Source organism: Candidatus Poriferisodalis sp., assembly GCF_965198245.1.
GTDB lineage: Bacteria > Actinomycetota > Acidimicrobiia > Acidimicrobiales > Poriferisodalaceae > Poriferisodalis.
This window is the reverse complement of sequence record NZ_OZ240249.1, coordinates 3,743,450-3,764,716: the sequence shown is the minus strand read 5'-3', so window position 1 is coordinate 3,764,716 and position 21,267 is coordinate 3,743,450. Positions and strand designations below refer to the sequence as shown.

Annotated in this window: 16 protein-coding genes; 10 read left to right on the top strand and 6 right to left on the bottom strand. The window is 67.8% G+C overall.

Features of this window, described 5'->3' with window-relative positions:
• Positions 1 to 5: 5 nt before the first annotated feature.
• The 8 genes from ACOCMM_RS16715 to ACOCMM_RS16680 all read left to right on the top strand — a co-directional run bounded on the left by ACOCMM_RS16715 (position 6) and on the right by ACOCMM_RS16680 (position 8,305).
• Complete coding sequence (locus ACOCMM_RS16715; protein ID WP_419554258.1) at positions 6 to 1,379, top strand: cytochrome P450; 1,374 nt, start codon at positions 6 to 8, stop codon at positions 1,377 to 1,379.
• Positions 1,376 to 2,401 carry an LLM class flavin-dependent oxidoreductase gene (locus ACOCMM_RS16710; RefSeq protein ID WP_419554257.1) on the top strand — a complete coding sequence of 342 codons (1,026 nt, stop codon included), beginning with the start codon at positions 1,376 to 1,378 and terminating at the stop codon, positions 2,399 to 2,401. Before ACOCMM_RS16715 ends, ACOCMM_RS16710 begins: the two co-directional genes overlap by 4 nt.
• Positions 2,398 to 3,339: a TauD/TfdA dioxygenase family protein gene (locus ACOCMM_RS16705; RefSeq protein WP_419554256.1), complete on the top strand. Its 942-nt coding sequence runs from the start codon at positions 2,398 to 2,400 to the stop codon at positions 3,337 to 3,339. Before ACOCMM_RS16710 ends, ACOCMM_RS16705 begins: the two co-directional genes overlap by 4 nt.
• A complete protein-coding gene (locus tag ACOCMM_RS16700; protein ID WP_419554255.1) occupies positions 3,323 to 4,609 on the top strand; it encodes a CaiB/BaiF CoA transferase family protein in 1,287 nt (428 codons plus the stop codon). Before ACOCMM_RS16705 ends, ACOCMM_RS16700 begins: the two co-directional genes overlap by 17 nt.
• 66 nt (positions 4,610 to 4,675) lie before the next feature.
• Positions 4,676 to 5,305, top strand: coding sequence for an RNA polymerase sigma factor (locus ACOCMM_RS16695; protein WP_419554254.1), 630 nt, complete (start codon positions 4,676 to 4,678; stop codon positions 5,303 to 5,305).
• Positions 5,302 to 6,675 (top strand): hypothetical protein, encoded by a 1,374-nt coding sequence (locus ACOCMM_RS16690; RefSeq protein WP_419554253.1) that lies wholly within the window; start codon positions 5,302 to 5,304, stop codon positions 6,673 to 6,675. Before ACOCMM_RS16695 ends, ACOCMM_RS16690 begins: the two co-directional genes overlap by 4 nt.
• Positions 6,676 to 6,807: 132 nt before the next feature.
• Positions 6,808 to 6,933 (top strand): hypothetical protein, encoded by a 126-nt coding sequence (locus tag ACOCMM_RS16685; RefSeq protein ID WP_419554252.1) that lies wholly within the window; start codon positions 6,808 to 6,810, stop codon positions 6,931 to 6,933.
• 4 nt (positions 6,934 to 6,937) lie between these two features.
• Complete coding sequence (locus tag ACOCMM_RS16680; RefSeq protein WP_419554251.1) at positions 6,938 to 8,305, top strand: amidase family protein; 1,368 nt, start codon at positions 6,938 to 6,940, stop codon at positions 8,303 to 8,305.
• Positions 8,306 to 8,400: 95 nt separating this feature from the next.
• Here the strand turns inward: ACOCMM_RS16680 and ACOCMM_RS16675 are convergent, their stop codons facing one another.
• On the bottom strand, positions 8,401 to 12,012 hold the full coding sequence (locus ACOCMM_RS16675) for a UvrD-helicase domain-containing protein (RefSeq protein WP_419554250.1): 3,612 nt from the start codon (positions 12,010 to 12,012) through the stop codon (positions 8,401 to 8,403).
• The gene (locus ACOCMM_RS16670) at positions 12,009 to 15,386 is read right to left on the bottom strand and encodes a PD-(D/E)XK nuclease family protein (protein WP_419554249.1); all 3,378 of its coding nucleotides are present in this window, start codon (positions 15,384 to 15,386) and stop codon (positions 12,009 to 12,011) included. Before ACOCMM_RS16670 ends, ACOCMM_RS16675 begins: the two co-directional genes overlap by 4 nt.
• 143 nt (positions 15,387 to 15,529) lie before the next feature.
• Here ACOCMM_RS16670 and ACOCMM_RS16665 point away from each other — a divergent pair, with 143 nt between their 5' ends.
• A complete protein-coding gene (locus ACOCMM_RS16665) occupies positions 15,530 to 15,943 on the top strand; it encodes a hypothetical protein (protein WP_419554248.1) in 414 nt (137 codons plus the stop codon).
• 47 nt (positions 15,944 to 15,990) lie between these two features.
• Here the strand turns inward: ACOCMM_RS16665 and ACOCMM_RS16660 are convergent, their stop codons facing one another.
• Entirely contained in the window at positions 15,991 to 16,920 is a 930-nt protein-coding gene (locus ACOCMM_RS16660) for a TIGR03621 family F420-dependent LLM class oxidoreductase (RefSeq protein WP_419554247.1), read from the bottom strand.
• A gap of 205 nt (positions 16,921 to 17,125) precedes the next feature.
• Between ACOCMM_RS16660 and ACOCMM_RS16655 the strand changes: the two genes are divergently transcribed.
• Positions 17,126 to 18,058, top strand: coding sequence for a thioesterase family protein (locus tag ACOCMM_RS16655; protein ID WP_419554905.1), 933 nt, complete (start codon positions 17,126 to 17,128; stop codon positions 18,056 to 18,058).
• A 29-nt stretch (positions 18,059 to 18,087) separates the two neighbouring features.
• Here ACOCMM_RS16655 and ACOCMM_RS16650 read toward each other — a convergent pair whose 3' ends face one another.
• The 3 genes from ACOCMM_RS16650 to ACOCMM_RS16640 form a co-directional block, all read right to left on the bottom strand.
• Positions 18,088 to 18,933 (bottom strand): response regulator, encoded by an 846-nt coding sequence (locus ACOCMM_RS16650; RefSeq protein WP_419554246.1) that lies wholly within the window; start codon positions 18,931 to 18,933, stop codon positions 18,088 to 18,090.
• Positions 18,934 to 19,091: 158 nt separating this feature from the next.
• Positions 19,092 to 19,976, bottom strand: a complete 885-nt coding sequence (gene sucD, locus ACOCMM_RS16645; RefSeq protein WP_419554245.1) for a succinate--CoA ligase subunit alpha — start codon at positions 19,974 to 19,976, stop codon at positions 19,092 to 19,094.
• Positions 19,976 to 21,148 (bottom strand): malate--CoA ligase subunit beta, encoded by a 1,173-nt coding sequence (locus ACOCMM_RS16640; protein ID WP_419554244.1) that lies wholly within the window; start codon positions 21,146 to 21,148, stop codon positions 19,976 to 19,978. Before ACOCMM_RS16640 ends, sucD begins: the two co-directional genes overlap by 1 nt.
• Positions 21,149 to 21,267 lie beyond the last annotated feature (119 nt).

The window sequence follows — 21,267 nt, the reverse complement described above, 5'->3', positions numbered from 1 at the left end:
GCGCTATGCCCGGCTCCGGTACTGAGTTCCGATCCGACCTCGACCCGACGCCGCTGTTCGATCCGCGCACCTACCTCGACGGTGTGCCTCACGACCTGATTGCCGAGCTGCGGGCACGCGCCCCGGTCCATTGGGTGCCCGAGCCCGAGCTCATGGGGTGGGAGGCCGGACCCGGCTTCTGGGCGGTGCTCACCCACGAGCTGATGAACCGGGTGCTCCGTGATCCGGGAACATTCTCGTCGCACCTGGGCGCTACGCAGATCCGCGACCCGCAGACCGCTGAAATGCTCGAGTTCGTCCAGCGGATGATGCTCAACCAGGACCCGCCGCAGCACACACGGCTGCGCCGCCTGCTGATGCGCTCATTCACGCCGAGCGCAGTGTTGGAGTTGGAGGCCACCATCTCGGCTCGTGCTGAACGGCTCGTCAGCGCCGTGGAGGACCGGGGACGCGCCGATTTCGCCAAGGACGTCTCGGCCGAGCTGCCACTGCTGACGCTCGCCGACATCATGGGCGTGCCGACGCAGGACCGGATGCTGCTGTTCGACTGGTCGAACCGGGTCATCGGCTATCAGGACGCAGAGTACGCGGCCTCGGACGTTTTCGATCCGGCGACCGGCACCGAGATGGCACGGCGTTCCCGGGAGGTGCGCGCCGATATCCGCCCGGGACCCGACGGTCGCATGCCCGACCCTCGCTCCCGCGAAGGCCTCGCAGACATGTACGCCTACGCGCAGGACCTCGCCACCTACAAGCGGGCGAACCCGGGCTCCGACGTGGTGTCGATCCTGCTGGCTGCGCCCGACGACGAGGGCGGCATCACCAACGAAGAGTTCGAGACCATGTTCTTCCTGTTCGCGGTGGCGGGCAACGAGACGCTGCGCAACGGCATGCCGGGCGGCATGTGGGCGCTGCTGCGCCATCCCGACCAACTTGGGAAGCTGCTCGCGGACCCCGCTCTGCTGCCGGGCGCCATCGAGGAGATGCTGCGTTTCATTCCGCCGGTGGTGCACTTCCGGCGCACCGCTACCCGCGACGTCGAACTCGGCGGCTGCCGGGTCGGGGCCGGCGACAAGGTGGTGGTCTTTCACGTGGCGGCGAACCGGGATCCAGCCGTGTTCGCCGAGCCCGACCGTTTCGACATCGAGCGCAGTCCGAACGACCACCTGACCTTCGGCGCTGGACCGCACTTCTGCCTGGGTGCGCACCTAGCGCGCCGCCAGATGACCGCCATGTTCACTGAGTCGTTATCGCGGCTACCGAATCTGCGGCTCGATCCCGCCCGCCCGCCGCAGCGCCTGCTGTCGAACTTCCAGCACGGCTTCAAGCACCTGCCGGTGATCTGGGATGTGACGCGCGCCGAGCGGGTCGCAGCATGAGAGCGGCTGAGCGCGCCGCCGTGCCGCCCATCCGGGTCGGTGTCACGCCCGATGTCAAGCTCTGGTCGCGACCGTGGGCTGAGCGCCGCCGCATGGTGGAGCTCGTCGCCGATGCCGGCATCGACTGCATGTTCTTCGCCGACCACGTCAGCTTCCGGATCGGGCACGGCAATGACGGCATGGTGACCGCAGCAGCGCTGGCCAATCTCCACCCCGAACTCGGTGTGTACCTCGGCGTGTACCTCCTGCCGCTGCGTCACCCGGTTCCCGTCGCCCGCCAGCTGGCGAACCTGGCCGAGATGGCCCCCGGGCGAATCAGTTTCGGCGTCGGCATCGGCGGCGACGACCGGCACGAGGTCGAAGTGTGCGGCGTCGATCCCCGCACGCGCGGGCGACGGTCCGACGAGTCGCTCGACATCGTGTTGCGGCTGCTGGGCGGCGAGACCGTCAATCACCAGGGTGAGTTCTTCTCGCTGTCACAAGCCCGCATCATCCCGGTGCCCGACCCGCCTATCCCGACTTACGTCGGCGGTCGATCCGACGCGGCGATCCGCCGCGCCGGTCGCTTCGCCGATGGGTGGCTGGGCATCTGGTGCACCATCGAGCATTACGAGACGGCGCTGCGCCTCTACGCCGAGACTGCTGAGACCGAGCGGGCGGTTCCGGGTGCGGCCCCGGACGTTCCCGACCATGGCATCCAATTGTGGGTCGGCATTGGCGACAGCCGGGAACAGGCGGCGGGCTGTGTCGGCCCCGAGCTCGAACGCTTCTACCGCGTGCCCTTCAAGGCCTTCGAGAAGTACACGCCCTATGGCACCGTCGATGACATCGTGGATTTCTTCTTGCCGTACCTCGAGGCGGGCTGCCGGCACGTGAACATGACCCCGTGCGGTCCCGACCCCAACGAGGCGATACTTGCGGCGGGGGAAGTGGCACGGCGCCTGCGTCAGGCAGATCCGCTGGCGAAGGCCACGGCGGAGACCGTGCCCCGCGGGGCGCAGCACGGGAGCGAGGACCAATGAGCACGACAGCGGCACCGGGGTCGACGGCCGTTTCAGAACAGCCCATATCAAGACAGCCCAAATCAGAACAGCCCGGCGCAGGACTGCTCGACGTCCGGCCGCTCGCGGGCGCGCTCGGCGCCGAGCTGTGGGCGGCTGGGGGCGGCGCACTCAATGTGAACGCACTCGATGACGAACACATTGCATCGATCCGCGAAGCGCTGTGTGCCTGCCACGTGGTGGTCATCCGCGACCAGCACATGGAAGCCAGTGACGTGGCCCGCTTCGGACGTCGCTTCGGCGAGTTGGAGCGTCACCCATACCTCGGCGGCACATCGGACGAGCCCGAGGTGGTCCCCGTCATCAAAGAGCCCCATGAGACGGTCAACTTCGGCGGTGGCTGGCATTCGGAGATGTCGTTCTTGGAGTGCCCCCCGATGGCGACAGCCTTGTATGCGGTCGAGGTGCCGAGCTTCGGCGGGGACACGCTGTTCGCCAATCAGCAGGCGGCCTACATCGGCATGTCCGACACGATGAAGGGCTTCGCCGAGAGTCTCAGCGCGGTGCACTCAGCGGCCCGCCAGTACGGGCGGGGCGGCGAGGGGGACCGGTACTCCGGGCGGCGCAGTGCGATGACGGTCAACGTGTCCGACGACGCCCATGAGCAGCTGACCCATCCGGTCGTGCGGACCCATCCCGAGACCGGTGCGAAGGCGCTGTACGTGAATCGGGCGTTCACCGAGGCCATCTCGGGCATGCGCCGGCACGAATCGAAAGCGCTGCTCGAGATGCTGTGGAGCCATGCAGTGGACGAGCAGTTCACGTGCCGGGTCCGCTGGGAGCCGGGAACGCTGACCATGTGGGACAACCGCAGCGTCCAGCACTATGCGCTGAACGACTACCACGGGCAGCGTCGGCACATGCTCCGGGTGACGATCGCCGGTGATCGTCCTCGTTGAGGGCCATCGAGTTGAGGACCGGCCCGACACTGCAGGCCGACGGGGGATACGAACGCTGATGAAACCGCTGGCTGGCGTCCGAGTGGTCGACATGAGCCGCGTGCTGGCGGGTCCGTTCGCCGGACGGATCCTCAGCGACCTCGGCGCGGACGTCGTCAAGGTCGAGCCGCCCGAAGGCGACATCTCCCGACTGTGGGGAGTGACCCGCGCTGGGCTCGCGGGCTTCTACACGCAGCAGAACGTGGGCAAGCGCAACGTCTGCATCGACCTGCGCGCCGAGGGCGGGTCCGAGATGGTGAAGCGCCTTGCCTCGAAGGCGCATGTGCTCATCGAGAACTTCCGCCCCGGCGTCATGGCACGTCATGGCCTGTCGTTCGCCGAGTTGTCCGAGGCGAACCCGGCACTGGTGATGCTCTCGATCAGCGGTTTCGGCCAGGAGGGTCCCGAATCGCATCGGGCGGCTTACGCGCCGGTGCTGCACGGTGAATCGGGCTGGTTGACTCGGGCGGCCGAGATACACCAGCAGCCGGTACAGGAGCCGTACCTGGCGGTGGCTGACACCTACGCATCGCTGCATGGGTCGGTCGGCGTCCTGGCGGCGCTGCGTGTCGCGGAGCTGACTGGTCACGGCCAGCACATCGACATCGCGATGCTCGAGTCGTTTCTGGCCACCGACGAGGGCAGCCAGGCAGGACTCGACGGTGTGTCCTACCAGTCTCAAGGCGGGTTGGTGTGGGACGGCGTCGACGGACCGATCTTGACCGCAGGCGACTTCCGGTGGATCTGGAAGCAGCTGAGCGAGACCCATCAGATAGCCGATCCCTCGCCTGCTGATGCCGACATCGGGACCAAGCGGTCGCACCGCTCCGACGCGATCAACGCTTTCCTGAGCTCGTTCGAGACTCGAGCAGAGATGCTGGCAGCCCTCGATGAGGCGAACCTGGCGTGGGGCGATATTCGCACGACCGCGGAGGCGCATGAGTCGCCCACGGCGATTCATCGTGGCTCGTCGGTGGAGATCGACGCTCGGGACGGGGGTACCCGGCGGGTGACCCAGACGCCCTACCGATTCACCGGCACCTCCGCGGAAACCTCGGTGACCTCCGGCATCACATCGGGAGCGCTGGCGTCTCACTTGGGCGAGCACAACGACGAAGTGCTGGCCGAATGGCTTGGCTCCGGTCGCGCAGAGATCGAGGCGCTGCGACAATCGGGTGTGCTCACCGAGGACATATTCGCGGCGGAGGCGCGCTCCGACGAGCATTCATGAACGACACGGAACCGAATCGGTCTGGCGGGAGTCTGAGGGGGCAGGCAGTCTTCGTGGGGACGTGGAATGACTGGCGCGCTCGTTGCATTCGTAGATCTGCATTCGCCGATCGGTCACGGTCTGGTGGGCGCAGGCACGATCCGTACTGGATTGACAGTGAGCGCTGCTGAGGGTGCGGCCTCAACCGGATCCGCCCGGGTGCATGCCGTGGCGCTCCGATTCGAGGACTTCTATGCGGCCCACCGCGACGAGATGGCGCGAGCGCTCGGGTTGGCGATGCGCGATGCCGCGCTGGGCGCCGAGGCTGCCGACGAGGCATTCGCCCGCGCCTGCCAGCGCTGGGGACAGGTCAGCGCCTATGCGAATCCGCAGGGCTGGGTGTACCGGGTCGGGCTGAATTGGGCTCGATCGTGGCTGCGACGGGTCCGGCGGGAGCGCGAACGCCAGCCCTTGCTGGCACAACCGCACTCCACCGAGGACCGGGCGCGCGATCTGGACCTTGAACGTGCGCTCGCGACGCTCAACGAGGCACACCGCGCCGTGATCGTGGCGCGCTTCTACCTGGACTGGTCGGTCGCCGAGACAGCGGAGGCCCTGGGCATCGCGACCGGCACGGTCAAGAGCCGGCTCAGCCGGGGTCTCGAACAGCTGCGGGAAGTGCTGGAGTCGGGTCCCGACGAAGGAGCGGCGTCATGACGGCTGAGGATCGCCTCCGCAGCCAGCTGCGTGACGTTGGGGCGTCAATGCCGGTCGGCTCGGGCTCGCTCGCGGGCGTCCAAGCACGAGCGGCTCAGTTGCAGCGCCGGCGCAACGCGGTGCGCGGCGGGGTGGGCGCGTTCGCGCTCGTAGCCGTGGTGGCCGTCGGTCTCGTGTCGCTGCGAGACGGCGGCATCGAGGATTTTGCAGCATCCGTCGAGACAGGGACGCTGAGCGAACTCGAAGGCATACCCGCAGCTACACAAGCGAGCAGCGCCGAGAGCGTGGACCTCGACGAGATGACGGAAGACGAAGTCTTCGAAACTGCCCCTTCGGAATCGATGAGCGCCGACGAGTCTTTCGAGGAACAGATTGAGGTCGCGGCAGCCTCGGAAGACAGCGCCGAGGATCCCCCAGCAGTGTCCGACGGCGCCGAGACGTCCGACGGCGTGCCCAGCAGTGCTTCCGAAGGCGCCGTGTTCGCCACAGCGGTGTCGGCGGTGTCGCCTCCGGCCCAAGCCGAAGGCGTCGCGATGCGCTATTCGTTCAGCGGCGCGCACGCGATCGCTCAAGCTGCCGACGACTGGTACGCCTACGACGGCTCGCAGTGGCAGTCAGTGGGCTTGCCCGAGAACATCGAGGTAGTGGCGGTCGACCTGTCGGGGTCCGAGCGGATCGCGATTCTGGGAGTCGTGCGGCCGCTCGAATGCGCCATCGAGTACGTCATCGGCGTACAAACGGCAGATGGCTGGAGCTTCGCACGCATTGATGACGACACCCCCCCGATGGTGAACTCCGAGATGCTCGGGGCGCGCATACGTGTTACCGACTCTGCCGTCGAAGTGGAGAGGACCGAGCTGCTGACGCTGTTCGATGAGTGTGCCGATCCCGAGGAGTACGCCGACCCGTTCGGCGACGCTGCGAAGCTGGTGGCCGACTTGGAGCAGCTCGGCGAGATTCAGCGGCAAAGTTGGCTGGTCGCGGAGCTCGAACCGGACTTCGCTCAGCACTGGCCGCGGGTGGCAAGCGATGACGCGCCGGCGGCGGCGCTGCAGGGTTCTGAGTTGCGGTGGACGGCGACGGAAGCACCCCTGTACACCGTCAAGGCGCGAGAACTCACTGCTGCGCGCACCATCACGGACGATGCGATCGCAGTTGCACTGCACGAGACCACGATGCTGGAGGTCGCGACGAGCGTCGAGGTGTCCGACGGCATGGCAGTGCTGCGACACGGCGACCAGTCCTGGGACGTCTGCCCGATCCCGGACCCCGACGAGGCGCACGGGGAGATCGGCTGGGCTGGCGAGCATCTCGCCGTCGTGGTCGGCAAGCCCGAGCAGACGCTGTTCGTCGTCCAGCGCACCGAGTAGCGCTTCGGGCGACAACGCCAGTCCACGGCGCCACTTCAGAGCGTCAAGCAGGAGTCTCAGGCGACGACATCCGTGGTGTCGCTGCGGCGCAGGACATGATGGGCCTCAAGCCCGTCACCACAGCCGAGATGGGTGCCGGTTCTCGCTGAGATCGGTGCTGAGGCGTTGACCGCCGCTTGCGGGAGGCTGTTCGCGACGATGGCCGGCCACCACGCGACCTACGTCCACGACATGGATGCAGCCGAACTGCTGGAATGAGCTCATGGCAGATGATCTGGCACTGTGGAGCGCGACCGATCAGGCAGCGGCGATTGCATCGGGGCAGCTGTCGAGCCGTGAGCTGACGACTCATGTCGTTGATCGCATCGAGCGGCTCGACGGCGACATCAACGCTGTGGTGACCCGCGACTTCGAGGCTGCGCTGGGGCGTGCCGAGACTGCGGATGCCGCACAGGCCCGCGGCGACACGCTCGGGCCGTTGCACGGTGTCCCGTTCACCGCCAAAGACGCTCTGATGACTGCGGGAATCCGCTCCACTGGCGGGGCGCGGGAGCTGACCGACAACGTTCCCCAGATGGACGCCGCCGTCGTCGCCGCCGCCCGTGCCGCTGGTGCGATCGTGATCGGCAAGACCAACCTGCCGCGCTGGTCGGCCGACAACCAGTCCTACAACGACCTGTTCGGCACCACCAGCAATCCGTGGGATCTGTCGAAGGTCCCCGGCGGCTCCTCGGGCGGAGCCGCTGCTGCGACCGCAATGGGTTTCACCGGATTCGAGATCGGCACCGACATCGGCGGCTCGATCCGCTTCCCGGCCTCGTACAACGGCATCTGGGGACACAAGCCGAGCTTCGGGCTGATCCCGACCACCGGCTACTTGGATCACATCCGCGGCGGAACCACCGAGCCGGACATCAACGTCTTCGGCCCGCTGACCCGCAGCTGCGACGACCTGGAACTGCTGTTCGACGTGCTGTTGCGCCGCGAGACGCCGTGGGTGCCGCAGCTGCCGCCCGCACCCGACGACGCGGGGTCGCTCCGGGTGGCTGCGTGGCTCGACGACGAGTACTGCCCGGTCGACGGCGATGTCCTGGGCGTGATGCATGCGGCAGTCGAGGCGCTCGAGAGCAGTGGCGTGAGCGTCGACCACGAAGCGCGGCCCGACATCGATCCGCTGCCGGCGTGGGAGAACGGCCTGTGGCTGGTGCGAGCGGCGATGACGTTGGCCGGCCGGGGCGAGGGGCCGAAGCATCGTGAGTGGCTGGAGCGCCACATCACCCGCGAGGAATGCCGCCGCAAGTGGGCGGAGTTCTTCACCCGCTACGACGCGATCCTCATGCCGGTGAGCTTCCACCCGCCCTTCGACCACATGCCCGACGGCACCTTCGCCGAGCGCCGCATTCCAGCCAACGGCGTCGAGCGGCCGTACATCGAGATGACCCGCTGGACCATCCTGACCGGAATGTCCTACCTGCCCGGCACCGTGCCGCCGCTGGGCCTCACGGCCCACGGCCTGCCCATCGGCTTCCAGGTCGTTGGCCCATACGGCGGCGATCGCATCACGATGGCGCTGGCTCGCCGCATCGGCGAGCTGACTGGCGGCTACCAGCCCCCTCCCCGAGCGCTCTGAGCAATCGGTATCGCCTGGCTCCGCTCCCAGAACCGTGCTGTACAGAGCCCACCGCTGGCGGCTGCCGACGCCCTCCCCAAGCACTGTCGGGACCTTCAGGCTGTTGATGCCGACAGTTCGGCTGCGACGCCGGCCACGGCATCGACAGCGGCACGAAGGGCATCGCCGACGAGCGAGTCAGCGGTGGCAGGCGAACCGTCTCTCCGCAGGTACAGGAGCACCACCCGGCTGACCGGTTTGCCTGTGGCCTGGGCGAGGCACCAGGCATAGGCGGCGCACTGCTGGCGGTACTGCTGGGCACGTTCGCTGTCTGCGTCGGGCATCGCTCCGAGCGCATCTGTCTTGTAGTCGACGACGACGAGCCCGCCTGTTGTCGGGTCCTTGTACATCAGGTCGACGAAGCCCTCGACGACGGTCGGGGACGATCCCGGCGCGTCGGTTTCTTTGATCGGCGCGGCGACGTACACCTCTTTCCAGTGGCGGACGCGCGCGGCGTCTCGCACCTCGTCGCTCGCGAGTGCCGACCGCACAAAGGCCGCGATGACGTCTTGGCGACCGGCGATGCCCTCGGCAACTGCCTGCGCCGCTGCGAGCGACTGAAGTCCGGTGCCGCTGAGAAGGTCGATCGACTGCAACACACCGTGTACGGCCTTACCGGTCGCGGTTGCGCCGCGACCGCGCCGGACCGGGGCGCGGCCACCGCCGAGGTGGTCGTCGGGTGCGTCCTTGCCGGGCACTTCAGGCTCTGAGGCGAACGATCCGTCTGCGGCACCCCCGGCCGCTGCGTGCGCCATGCCGGTTGCGCTCAGGGCGGACCGCTGTTTCGACGACTCCGCGGCCCTGTCGCGTCGATGCAGCCATTCGGTTCGATCGGGACGTTCGATGTTGCGGAGCGGGGCGCTCGCCGTTCGCAGCTTGACGGTCTCGGCATCGGGGTCGCGGCTGTGCCGAAAGTCCCATTGGTCCACCACAGCCGCGTCGTCGCCGGTGCCGTCACGTCCTGCCATGGCGTCGGCGATGACTTGTGCGTGACTTCGATTGGACGGCTTTCCCGTCTTCGACGGCGTCTCGCGGTGCAACGAGACCACCAGGTGGTCACGGGCCCGTGTGCAGGCCACATACAGCAGCCGGATTCGCTCGTGGTGCTCCGCGAGCCGCTCGGCATCGGACCGGGCCGCATACGTCGACGTCTCTGCGCCCTTGCGCAGGCGCACTGCTGCTGCTCCGCCGTACCGGTTTGTGGAGGCGTCGCCTGAGCGATCATCGACGAACATCGCCCGCGTGGTGGCGGGGCTTGCACCATTGCCTTGCAGGCCAGCGACGATCACGATGGGGAACTGCAAGCCCTTCGACGCGTGCACCGTCATCACCCGCACCGAGTCGTCGTCGGACTCGGGCAGGATCGCCTCGGTGACCTTGGCGCGCTCGGCGCCCTGCATCTCGACCCAGCGCAGAAACTTGCGGAGACCGCCGTGCTGGCTCTCCGACCAAGCGCGCGCCTGGTCGATCACATAGCGCACATGGCGCCAGACGTCACGCGTCCGGGGCCCCGCAGCGGCCTGCTCGAAGACGCGGCGCTCGCGCACGAGGCGCTCGAGCAGCACCGAGGGCGCGACCAGGGTGTGATCGTCATACAGCGCTCGGAGGTGCTCCAGAGCCGACGCGACCCGATGGTGCTCGCCATGCTGGCACGACTCGACTTCGGGGGCGAAGTAGCTCCACGACCCGACGGCTCGGTAGTAGGCGTACAGGTCGTCGTCGCCGCAGCCGTACATCGGAGTCCGCAGCGCGCTGACCACCGCCAGGGCGTCGTCGGGATCTGCAGCGGCCCGAAGGCACATCATCAGGTCCCGCACAGTGCGGCTGCGCCACACGAACTCGGATGCTTCGAGCCGGTAGGGCACCGATGCTGCCGACAGGCCCGCTTCGAGTTGTGGGAGGCACGTGCGGGTCGGCACCAAGATTGCGATGTCACTGAGGCGAGCCGGCCTGGTGTCGTCGAGATGGCGGTCATGCACCTCCCAGCCGTCGTGAATGACCTCGGTGATGACATGGGCGACATCTGCGGCCTCGACGGCTCGGATTCCCTCGGCATTGAGGCCAGATTGCTTCTTGTCGTGCGCGTCAAGCCCGAGCGCGGTGACCGCCGACCCCTTGCCGATGTCGGCTCGATCTGCCGTCAAGGCCGAGTAGGGGGCCTGCAAGCGGCCCGTAGCGTCGTCGTCGCTGTCGGATTCGTCGGTCATGAGGGAACCGAACACCGCGTTGACCCACGCCATGATCGACGCCGTCGACCGGAAGTTGACTCGCAGACTGGCCAGTTCGCCCATCTCGTGTCCGAATCGCTGTTGCGCGTCGCCGTACAGCTCGATGTCGGCTCGCCGAAAGCGATAAATGGACTGCTTCGGATCGCCGACGAAGAACAATTGACCGGGCGCGGTGTCGAGCTGGTCCCAGTCCGGCACGGGCACCCGTTCCGCGGGGGTGCCAGAGCCGTCGACGCTCGCATCGCCGCCCACCGCGCCTGCTGCAAGGTCCTGCCCGCCGGCGGCAATGAGCACGGCGATCTCGATCTGGATCGGGTCGGTGTCCTGGAATTCGTCGAGCAGCAAGTGGCGATACCTGCGGTGAAGCGATGAACGGGCCTCAGGTGAGGCGCGCAGCAGGTCACGCGCCCGGACGAGCAGGTCGTGGAACTCGAGGCGGCCCGCAGCCCGTCGCTGCTCGGCTGCGTCGAGGGTGAAGCGCGCGATCCGGTCGCACAACGCCGCGATCGCGTTGTCGATGGCCTCGGTCGCTGCGGCAGCGCACTGCTCTCGCAGCTCGGCGAGCCCCTCGCGCATCGGCGCCCAGTCGTCGCCGCGGAAGACCCCGCCGCCTTTGGGCACGCCGCTGCCGTCGAGATTGCACTCGTTGAGCACAGCGAATCGCTCGACGTCGGTCGTCGCTGCACGAAGCCGTGCCAGGTAGTCGTCGAGGCGGACCAGCAGATCCGTGGCCGCAGCAGTGAAGCTCCTGGACGGATGACGCCACTCCAGCAGCGACATTCCCTGTCGGATGATGCGGTTCGCATCAACGGGTGTCGCTCGCGCCGCTGCGTCGGCCACGAGCACTCGGTCCCAGTTCGCATTGAATGCCGTACCGACGTCACGAAGCGTGCTGGGTTCGACTCCTGCGGCATCGACGAGCTCGACCGCCCAGAGCATGTCGGGGTCTGACAGCAGTTCGTCGATGAATAGATGCCATCGTTCGTCGAATTCGACATCGCTCGCGATCTGGTCGAGTGCTTCGAACCGCGGCGGCAGCCCGGCTTCGATGGGGTGCTCGGAGAGAATCCGTCGAGCGAATCCGTGCAGGGTGGAGATGGCGGCGCTGTCGAGTCCGTCGAGCGCGCCTTTGAGTGTCGCTTCGGCCTGCTTGCCCGACGGTGACGCGAGCAGTTCGTTGAACTTGGCTCGGATGCGGTTGCGCAGTTCGGCGGCTGCCTTGTCGGTGAACGTGATGGCGGCAATGGAGCCGATTGGCGCGGCACTCAGCCCGGCCACGAGTTCGAGCACCCGGTTGACGAGCGCAGTGGTCTTGCCGGTGCCGGCGCCGGCTTCGACAAACATGGTGGTGCCGGTCTGCTGATAGACCCGGTCCCGGTCCCGGTCCCGATCCGCCTGGTCGCCCCGCAGCGACGCCGCGACTGCCTGCGGCGCGCTCACGGCCGCACCTCGGCAGGCTCGACGAGTTCCGCGAACGCCGCCAGCGCTGGATCGTCTCGCTTGAGACCCCACGAGTGCTGGACGTCCGAGGTGCCGAGCCCGTCAGGATCGCAATAGGGGCACACGAGGTAATGGCGCCGGTCGTCGGGTGGTCTGGCGAAGCCAACGAACACGCCGCTACGGATCCCGGCCACGATGGTGCCGACCACATCGGCGAAGCGAGCCATGACTGCGTCGTCGACGGACAGCGTCAGCCATTTCCAGCCCCCCCGTTCCGACGAGATGAACCAGTACGCGCTCAGCACCGCTTCGGCACTCGTTGCGTCTCGTCCGAAGTGTGTTGCAGAGGCCAGTGCGTACACCGGCAATTGCAACTTGGTGCCCCCGACGGTCGGATCGGCCCCCTCACCCTTGACGATGCCCTTGTAGCTGTCGGTCGCGCCGGTCTTGTAGTCGATGACGACAAGGCCGTCGTCGCCGGTGCGCTCGACCCGATCGATGATGCCCCGGAATCGGATCACGCTGCCGTCGTCGAGGCGATATGCGACAGCCGGCGCGGAGTCGTCGAAGCCGAAGCGGAACTCGGAACTCTCAATGTCGCCGCGCGAGTGCGCCTCGCGCTGGTCGTCGCGGTCGAGCAGTTCTCCGAGATCGGCTAGCAGGGTCTCGCGATCTCGCTGCCACAGCAGCGGCAGGCCCGTCAGCCCGCGCTGTTCGGCATCGTCGGCAAGCTCGCGGCCCAGTCGGATGAGCTCGCTGCGATCCTCGTCGGTCGGGGAGCGGCTCGGGCCCGGCGGTGCCCGCCCCGGTCCGCGGCCTGGCATCGGCTCGCCCGGCGCCCACGCTTCGCGGTTGGCAATGAGCGGTCGGTAGAAACGATCGATCGCCTTGTGCACCAGGTGGCCCCGGTCGCGAGCGCTCAGCCGGAGGATCTGTTCGGGCTCGGCGACGACGCTCACCTCGAGGAGTTGCTCGAACAGGTACTTGCGTGGACACGTCGCCCACGTTTCGAGGCGCGTTGCCGACACGATGTCGGCCACGGCGCTGTCGCTGTCGATGACCTCTGAGAGATTCCCGTCGAAGCGCGTGAACGCCGCGCTGCGCCGGGCCGCTGAGAGTTCGACGCCGTCGCGGAATGCAGGATCGGCGAACATCGGATGCTGTCGCCGACCCAACGCTGCGGGGCTCGATGCGAGCAGGCTCGCCGCGTCGTACTCCCACGGCGCGGCGGGGAAGCTGCGTGAGCGAATTGCACTCAGGAACGATGGCTGTTCGACAATGCCGGACACCCCGTCGTCGAGCGCGGCGTCTCTCAGGTTCTCCGCGTCGAGGTAGCCGTCGGCGAAGTAGCGACCGGTGGTGTCGAGCCGGCGCGCTGTGTCGAGCAACCAGCGGGAGGGCACGTAGTCCGCGTTCTGACGCAGGTTGCCGCGCGGCACCAGCAGCGTGCAGCGCTCCTGAGTACCGGCGATCGCGGCGAGCAGGGTCAGGTGGCTCTCGGCTGCGACGTCGGCATGCAGCCTCAGAGCGCCGCCCAATGACCGCCGCTCGTCGTCGTTGACGAGGCTGTCGGGCTGGGGTCGTGCGGGAACGATGCCTTCGGCCAGCCCGACGATGTAGCTCCGATCGGGCGTGACATCGAGCGCGCCGGCGAGCGGGCCGACATAGACGCCCATGCCCTCGGTACCGCTGCGGCCGTGCGGCTGTGCGAGTTCGGCTTCCAGCGCTTGGTACACGGTGTCGAAACTGACGCGCGGCTCTATCGCGCCGAGGTCGGAAAGCCGCTCGAGCACGCCCTCGACGCGTTCTGCGGCGGTGATCTCCCACTCGGGCCAGTCCTGAATCCAGCGCGCCCGGCCCACCGCACCTAGGTATCGATGCACCGAGGACTGCATCCAGTCGCAGAGACCCCGCCAGGTGTGCCGCCTGCGTCCGTCGATGAGACGCTCGCGCATCTTTGTCATGAACGCCGACGCTGCATCGCACTCGTCCGCCTCGTGTTCGAGCCATCGGCACCGGGCGAGGCTGGGATCGTCGTCGGACCGTTCGTGAGCGGCGTGCTCGCGCTTCTCCGCGGCATAGCGCCCCAGCCGTGACGACCAGTCGCCGCCGCCGACCACGTGCGCAGCCCGAGCGAGGCGCTCCCATGCTGAGTCAGGCACAAAGAAATGCTCGTCGCCCATCCGATCGGTGTTGGGTTCGCCGTGACGGTGGCGGGGCACCTGCGCACCGGCGAGCAAATCGAACACGTCCCGGCGCTCAAGGCGAGGCTCTTCGAGATGGGCGTCGGCCAGTGCGGCGAGGCCCAGCGCGAATCGCCCGTAGATCGACTCGGCGAGCGTTCGGGCGGTGTTGCCGTACGTGGCAACGCCGGCGGCAGCGAATTGATCCTCGAGTGTTCGGCCGTACGGCTCGGCCGCACCGAAGTACACAGCGATCCTGCCCGGCGAAACGCCTTCGTCGAGGTCAGCGAGCACGTCGCGCACCACGGTGCGGGCTTCGGTGTCGGCATCGGTGACGCTCACGATCCGGTCGGCGCAGGACACGACGCGCAGCTCGTCGGTGCGCCGATCGTCGAGAGCCGGTGATTCGACGCCGAGACGCTTGGAGACGCCCTTCGCCACCGCATTTGCGCTGTCGCTGCCCGTCAGACCGACGAGCACCTCGACAGGCGCGGTAGCCGGGGCACTGCCGAGCGCATGCAGCAGGCGAGTCTCGTGCTGACTGAGTCTGCGAGGCAGGTACACGCAGATGCTGCCCAGCTCGGGCGGGAGCGCATCGAGCAAGCCGAGTTGGTCCGCAGCAGCGGACATGAGGTCGAATTCGTCGTACCAGTCGGGCCGCAGTGACGCCCGAACTCGCCGGCAGATGTTCACCACGCCGGCGGCTCTCGGCGACTTGCTGGCAACGTCCGCGAGCTGGGACGCCGACAGATCGCGCAGCTCCAAGTAGGTACGGCCCAGCGCGCGGGCGGTCTGGTGATGGCCGGCGACAGAACCGAACGGACCGGGATCTTCACCGAGCGCTATGCGCACGGCCGCTGCGATTGCCATGTCACTCAAGGGACGTCGCCCCGAATGTTGCAGCGACGAGCCGCCGAGGCGGTCGGCCAGCGCGGCCATCGTGAGCGTCTCGAGCACGGCGACACCGCCGCCGCGGCCGCCGAGTTCGCGCCGCAGCGACAGTCCCGTGTAGTTGGACGGCACCACCACCGTGACCGCCGCAAGCGGATCGTCGGCCTTGGCCCGGGCCACGAAATCGGCAAGCGCCTCGCGAGCTTCCGCCCCAAATCCGACTGTCGCCAGTCGGAAGCCATGGCCCTGCCGCACGCTGTCACCGGAGGGCTGCGCGTTCGCCGTCTCGGAGGTGACCACGAGATGCAAGCTAGGTCAGGGGTGTCACAGCAAAACGGTCTGCTCTTTTGTAACTCTCAAGGGCAATATATTTCAATAAGTCTCAATAATTTTCAATGCTCATGACAACGGACACGTTAGGGTGCCGTGCTAAATTCGGAGACGTGGGGAGCTTCAGCGGCATGGACATCGTGCAACTCGTCACATTGGCTGTGGGCATCCTGGGATTGGTTTGGTACCAGCAGCGTTCCATCGCATCGCTGCGGGCTGAGCTGAAGCAGGAATTCGCGGAGCTGCGAACCAAGCAGGAGAATGACACTCAATCGCTGCGAGCCAAGCAGGAGAATGACATTCAATCGCTGCGGGCTGAGCTGAAGCAGGAATTCGCGGAGCTGCGAGCTGAGATTGCTGCCTTGCGCGCCGTTGTGGCCGACAACAGCCAGCGGCTATCGCGCATCGAGGGCTTCTTGGGCATCGGCATGCCGCCGGAGGCCGCAGCGAACGCACCGGGTGCCGGATTGGCTGCTGCCTCAGCCGGCGTTGCGTCCGGCCCGCCGGCAGCGGCATCGTCGAGCTGAACCCAAGTCCCGGCGGGTCCCTGCGCCAGCCGAATATCGCCTACCGCTCAGGTGCCCGCCAGCCGAGCTACCACGGGTGCCATGGCATCGACCTCCGGATCGTGGATGACGATGTAGCTGGCGCCGTAGGCCTCACGGTGATGGTGCAGCTGCTCGCAGATGTCATCCACCGTGCCCGCCAGCACCAGGGGTACTTCACGCGCCTCGGCCAGCGTCAGACCAAAGCCGGGCGCGAACTGCTCGAGAATGCTGTCGGCGTCTTCGGTCACGAGCGCCATGAACGTGTTGAGCTGGATCTCGATATCGGCGAATCGCTCGCCCGCGGCGTCGGCAATCCATTGACGCCGCTCAGCGAACTTGTTGGCCACCGAACTGCGTGCTGCATCGGCTCCCACGGTGCCTTCCCGCAGGTTCGGGTTCAAGCTGATGATGTCGGCCAGCCGGGCTGCCTCTGTCAGCACTCGCTTGCCACCGCCGCCGATGATGATCGGCGGCCCGCCCGGCGTGTGCGGCAGCGGCCGACCGACCATTCCCGAGATCTGGTAGTGCTCGCCGTCGTACTCGAACGGCTCACCGAGCCACAGTCCCTTGATGACCTCGAGGGCCTCAACCATCCGGTCGATACGCACGCCGGGCCGGTCCAGCCGGATGCCCGACTGCTCGTAGTCCTCGCTCAGCCAGCCGGCACCGATCCCGAACTCAGTTCGGCCCTCGGCAAGCAGGTCAAGCGTGGCGAAGTCCTTCGCCAGTACTGCGGGGTGGCGGTAGTCCGCAGCGAACACCAGGGTCCCGACCCGCAGCGTCGTAGTGATCTCCGCCGCGATCGCAGGATGCACGATCGGCGACCAGCTGTCCCAGAAGTGGTCGTGGCAGAACAGGGTCGAATAACCCAAGTCCTCGACCTTGCGCGCCATCTCCCGAAACGCCGCCGGACTCTCCGGTTTGCCGTACTGGACTGCGAATCTGAACGGATGCACAGCGGCACCCTACGCGCCGCCGAGCGGTGCTCGATCATGGCCGCCGCAAGCCGGCCAATGGGGTGCAAACGCGCCCACACAGCGGCACGCATGGACATCGTCGCCGTAGCGGTGTCTGTCACGGTGCCCCCTCCCCAACCAGGCGAGCCAGCATCGCAGACCAGCGATTTGTCATCCTGCCACCTAGCTTGTCGCCGTGGCGAGCATGCCCTCAGAACGCCCTGGGGCGACCGCGGATTCCCGGGCCGCAGCACCGCAGGGGGTCATGCCGCCTGGGCTGTACGTGCAGGAGCCGGGCGGGGTGCGCGCCACGGAGTTGACGCGCGGTCCTTGGGCACTTCAGGTGATGCACGGCGGTGCCATCTGCGGGCTGCTGGGCTGGGCAGTCGAGCGCGAGCAACGGAACCTGGGCATTGCTCAGGTGTGCAGCCGGTTGACCGTCGAGATCCTCTCGGGCATGCCGATGACTTCCTACGAGGTCACGGCAACCACCGTCAAAGCCGGTCAACGGACCGCGCTGATCGATGCCGAAGTGCGGGCCGTGCCGCCTGAGGCCAGTGCGCCCGGAGACGGTCGCCTTGTGGCGCGCGCCACCTCGCAGTGGCTGACGCCCGCATTTCCGAGCGGTGAGCTTGTGAGCGACGGGCAGGCGCTGCCGCCGATCCCGGCGGAGCGTGCCGACCCAGGCGCCAATCCCGACATCGACTACCCACGGCCCGGCTTCAATGCCGACGCTGTCGACCTCCGATTCGTCGGCGGATCAACCGAGGAGCCGGGCCCTGGCCGCACGTGGGCACGGCTGGATCATCCGCTCGTGGCCGGCGAGGAGACATCGCCGCTGGCCCGGATTGCGACGCTGGCCGACCTCGGGGCAGCTGTCGGCTGGGACTATTCGCCGACGGGCGGCGCCTACATCAACACCGACGTGACGCTGCAGCTGCTGCGGCCGCCAGCAGGGGAGTGGATCTTCTTCGACGCAGAGACTCTCGGCACGTCACAGGGTCTGGCCGGTACGCACTCCGTGATCTTTGACCAGCACGGGCTGCTCGGCTGGGTGCTGCAGAGCCAGGTCACCGCACCCGCCGAGATCGGCTTCCCCGGCGGCATGGCTGCCGCCCGTAGGGCCGCAGCCGGCTGATTAGCCGGCCTGTGCTTGCTTGTCGCCGGTTACCCGGCGACCTCGGCGAGGAGGTCGTCGATGACGTGGGCCATCTGGCTGTAGTCAGGCCGCTTCATCACGAAGGCGTCGGCGCCGAGGTCGTAAGCCCGGGCACGGTCGTCGGCGGCTTCCTCGGTGGTGAGCGCAACCATCATCACCTTGTCGAACTCGTCAGCGGCGCGCACCTCGGCCAGCAGGTCGAACCCGCTCACGACCGGCAGCTTCAGGTCGAACAGCACCAGATCGATCTCGGACGGGCCCACGGCGCGCATGAACGACAACGCGTTGGCGCCGTCGTGGGCGACACGCAGCTGGTTGCGGGTTCCCGCCTCGGCGAGCGCCAGGGTGATGACGTCGACGTCGTGCTGGTTCTCTTCTGCCAGCAGCACGTGGACGGTGTCGTCGGGAGTGTGCAGCACGGGCGGCTCGAAAGTGCCCGCACGGTCGACGGTCTGGGTTTCGGCCGAGATGTGCTCCACCGGCACACCGAAGCGTCGCTGGAGGCGATGCGGCAGGTCCAGGTGCAGCCACCGGCTGGCACCGGCGGGCAGCGTGCTCAGGATGATGAGGTCGGGGTTCAGCCGGTCGATCGCCAAGTTGACCGCTACGACAGGGTGTGCGGGACCCACTTCGCCGGTGACGCGGGCGCCGATGTCGTCGAGGGATTCGAAGGCCTGGCTGAGCCGACGGCGAGCGCCCGCCAGCGCCCGCGCGGGGTCGGGGCCGTTGGCGCCCGTCGCGGGCACGACGATGTGGAACCGGGTTTCGGGGTCGATGGCCAAGACATGCTCGACCCGCTCATGCAGGTGGCTGCCGACGAGGGTCTGGTTGGCCACGATCAAGACATGTCGCATCCCCGTGCCTCCTTGCGGAGAGAACTGTGCGGGCGAACTTAGCCTGAGGTGTTGGTCTGTACCGGGTCTAGTGGAGGCGGGTTGTTGGATTCTGTTGCCTTGGTCATCGAGGAGGGCTAGTGGCACGGAGGGGTTATCCGCCGGTTCCACGGACCCCTTCAGCGGCGCAGGACCTTGGGGACGGTCGTGCCGAAGTCCGACGGCAGCTTCACTATCGTCACGCCGCACTCCCGCATGAGCTGCACCTTCTCGGCGGCCGACTCCCCGACGGTGGACACGATGGCGCCGGCGTGGCCCATCGTTCGGCCCTTGGGCGCGGTGAGTCCGGCGATGTAGCCCACCACGGGCTTGTACATGTGGTCGCGGGCGTAGTGGGCGGCCTGGGCCTCCTGAAGCCCGCCGATCTCGCCGATCATCACGATCGCCTCCGTCTCGCCGTCGGCCTCGAACCGTTTGAGGTGGTCGAGGAACGAGCTCCCGTTGATGGGGTCGCCGCCGATCCCGACGCTGGTGCTGACCCCGATCCCCACCGCCTTGAGCTGCGACGCCGCCTCGTATCCCAGCGTCCCCGACCGGCTGATGACTCCCACCGGGCCGCGCTCGTAGATGTGCGGGGGCATGATGCCCATCATGGCCCGGCCCGGGCTGATCACCCCCGCGCAGTTGGGGCCGATCAGGCACATTCGCTTGGCGTGCTGGTAGCGGCGCAGGTAGCGCTTCACCCGCATCATGTCCTGCACCGGGATGCCGTCGGTGACGCACACGCAGTGCTCGATGCCGGCGTCGGCCGCCTCCATGATGGCGTCCGCCGCGAACGGCGGCGGCACGAACACGATGCTGGCGGTGGCGCCGGTGGCGGCCACGGCCTGCTTCATGGTGTCGAACACGTCGACGCCGCAGTGGGTCATCCCGCCCCGGCCCGGCGTGACGCCTCCGACGACGTTGGTGCCGTACTCGCGCATTTCGGAGGTGTGGAAGGTGGCGATGCGCCCGGTGATGCCCTGCACGACCACGGGTGTGGACTCGTCGAGGATGATGCTCATCAGGCCGCCCTCCCCGCGATGGATTCCACCGCTCTCACGCCCGCCTCAGCCAGCGAGTCGGCCGTGATCACGGCCACGTCGGCCTCGGCGAGGATGCGCCGCCCCTCCTCCACGTTGGTGCCCGACAGGCGCACCACCACCGGCACCGGCACCTCGAGCTGCTGCAGGGCCTGCACCACGCCTTCGGCCACCCAGTCGCAGCGGTTGATGCCGGCGAAGATGTTCACCAGCACGGCCTTGACCTTCTCGTCGGAGAGCACCAGCCGGAACGCCTTCAGCACCCGCTCAGGGGATGCTCCCCCTCCGATGTCGAGGAAGTTGGCGGGCTCGCCCCCGGCCTGCTTGATCATGTCCATCGTGGCCATGGCCAGGCCCGCCCCGTTGATGATGCAGCCGATGTCGCCCTCGAGCCCTACGTAGCTGAGGCCCCGGTCGTTGGCCGTCCGCTCCCGGGGATCCTCCTGCGACTTGTCCCGCAGCTCCGACACGTCTTGGTGGCGGAACAGGGCGTTGTCGTCGAAGGTCATCTTTGCGTCCAGCGCCAGCAGGCGGCCGTCAGCGGTGACGGCCAGCGGGTTGATCTCCAGCATGGTGGCGTCGAGGTCGAGGAATGCCCGGTAGCAGGCCGTCATCAGATGCACGGCCTGGGGGACGAGGCTGGCGTCGAGACCGACGGCGAAGGCGATCTCCCGGGCCTCGAAGGACTGGATCCCCACTGCCGGCTCCACATTGACCCGCACGATCGAGTCAGGGTCGTTGGCCGCGATCTCCTCGATGTCGGTTCCCCCGGCGGCCGACGCCACCACCATCACCCGCTCAGCGGAACGGTCGAGCACGAACCCGAGATAGACCTCGCGCTCGCTCGCGACGGCCGCCTCCACATAGAGCCGGTACACGCCCTTGCCCCGCCCGTCCGTCTGGTGGGTGACGAGCCGCTTGCCCAGCAGCTCGTCGGCGGCCTCCCAGATCTCACGCTCATGGCTGCAGATCCGTATGCCACCCGCCTGCCCGCGGGACCCGGCGTGGACCTGGGCCTTCACCACCCACCGCTCGCCCCCGATCTCGGAGGCCCGGTAGGTGGCCTGCTCCGGGCTGTAGGCCAGCCCGCCCTCCGGGATGGCCACCCCGTAATCGGCCAGTATCGCCTTGGCCTGGTACTCGTGTATTTCCATGAACGCCCCTCCGTTCATCGTTGGATGCGGGGTCCGCGGCTGCGGCCCGCTCTGCGACGTCTCCCGACGCCCCCTCGGCTGCCCCTGTGTCCGACCCTTCGACGCCCTGGTGCGTGCCG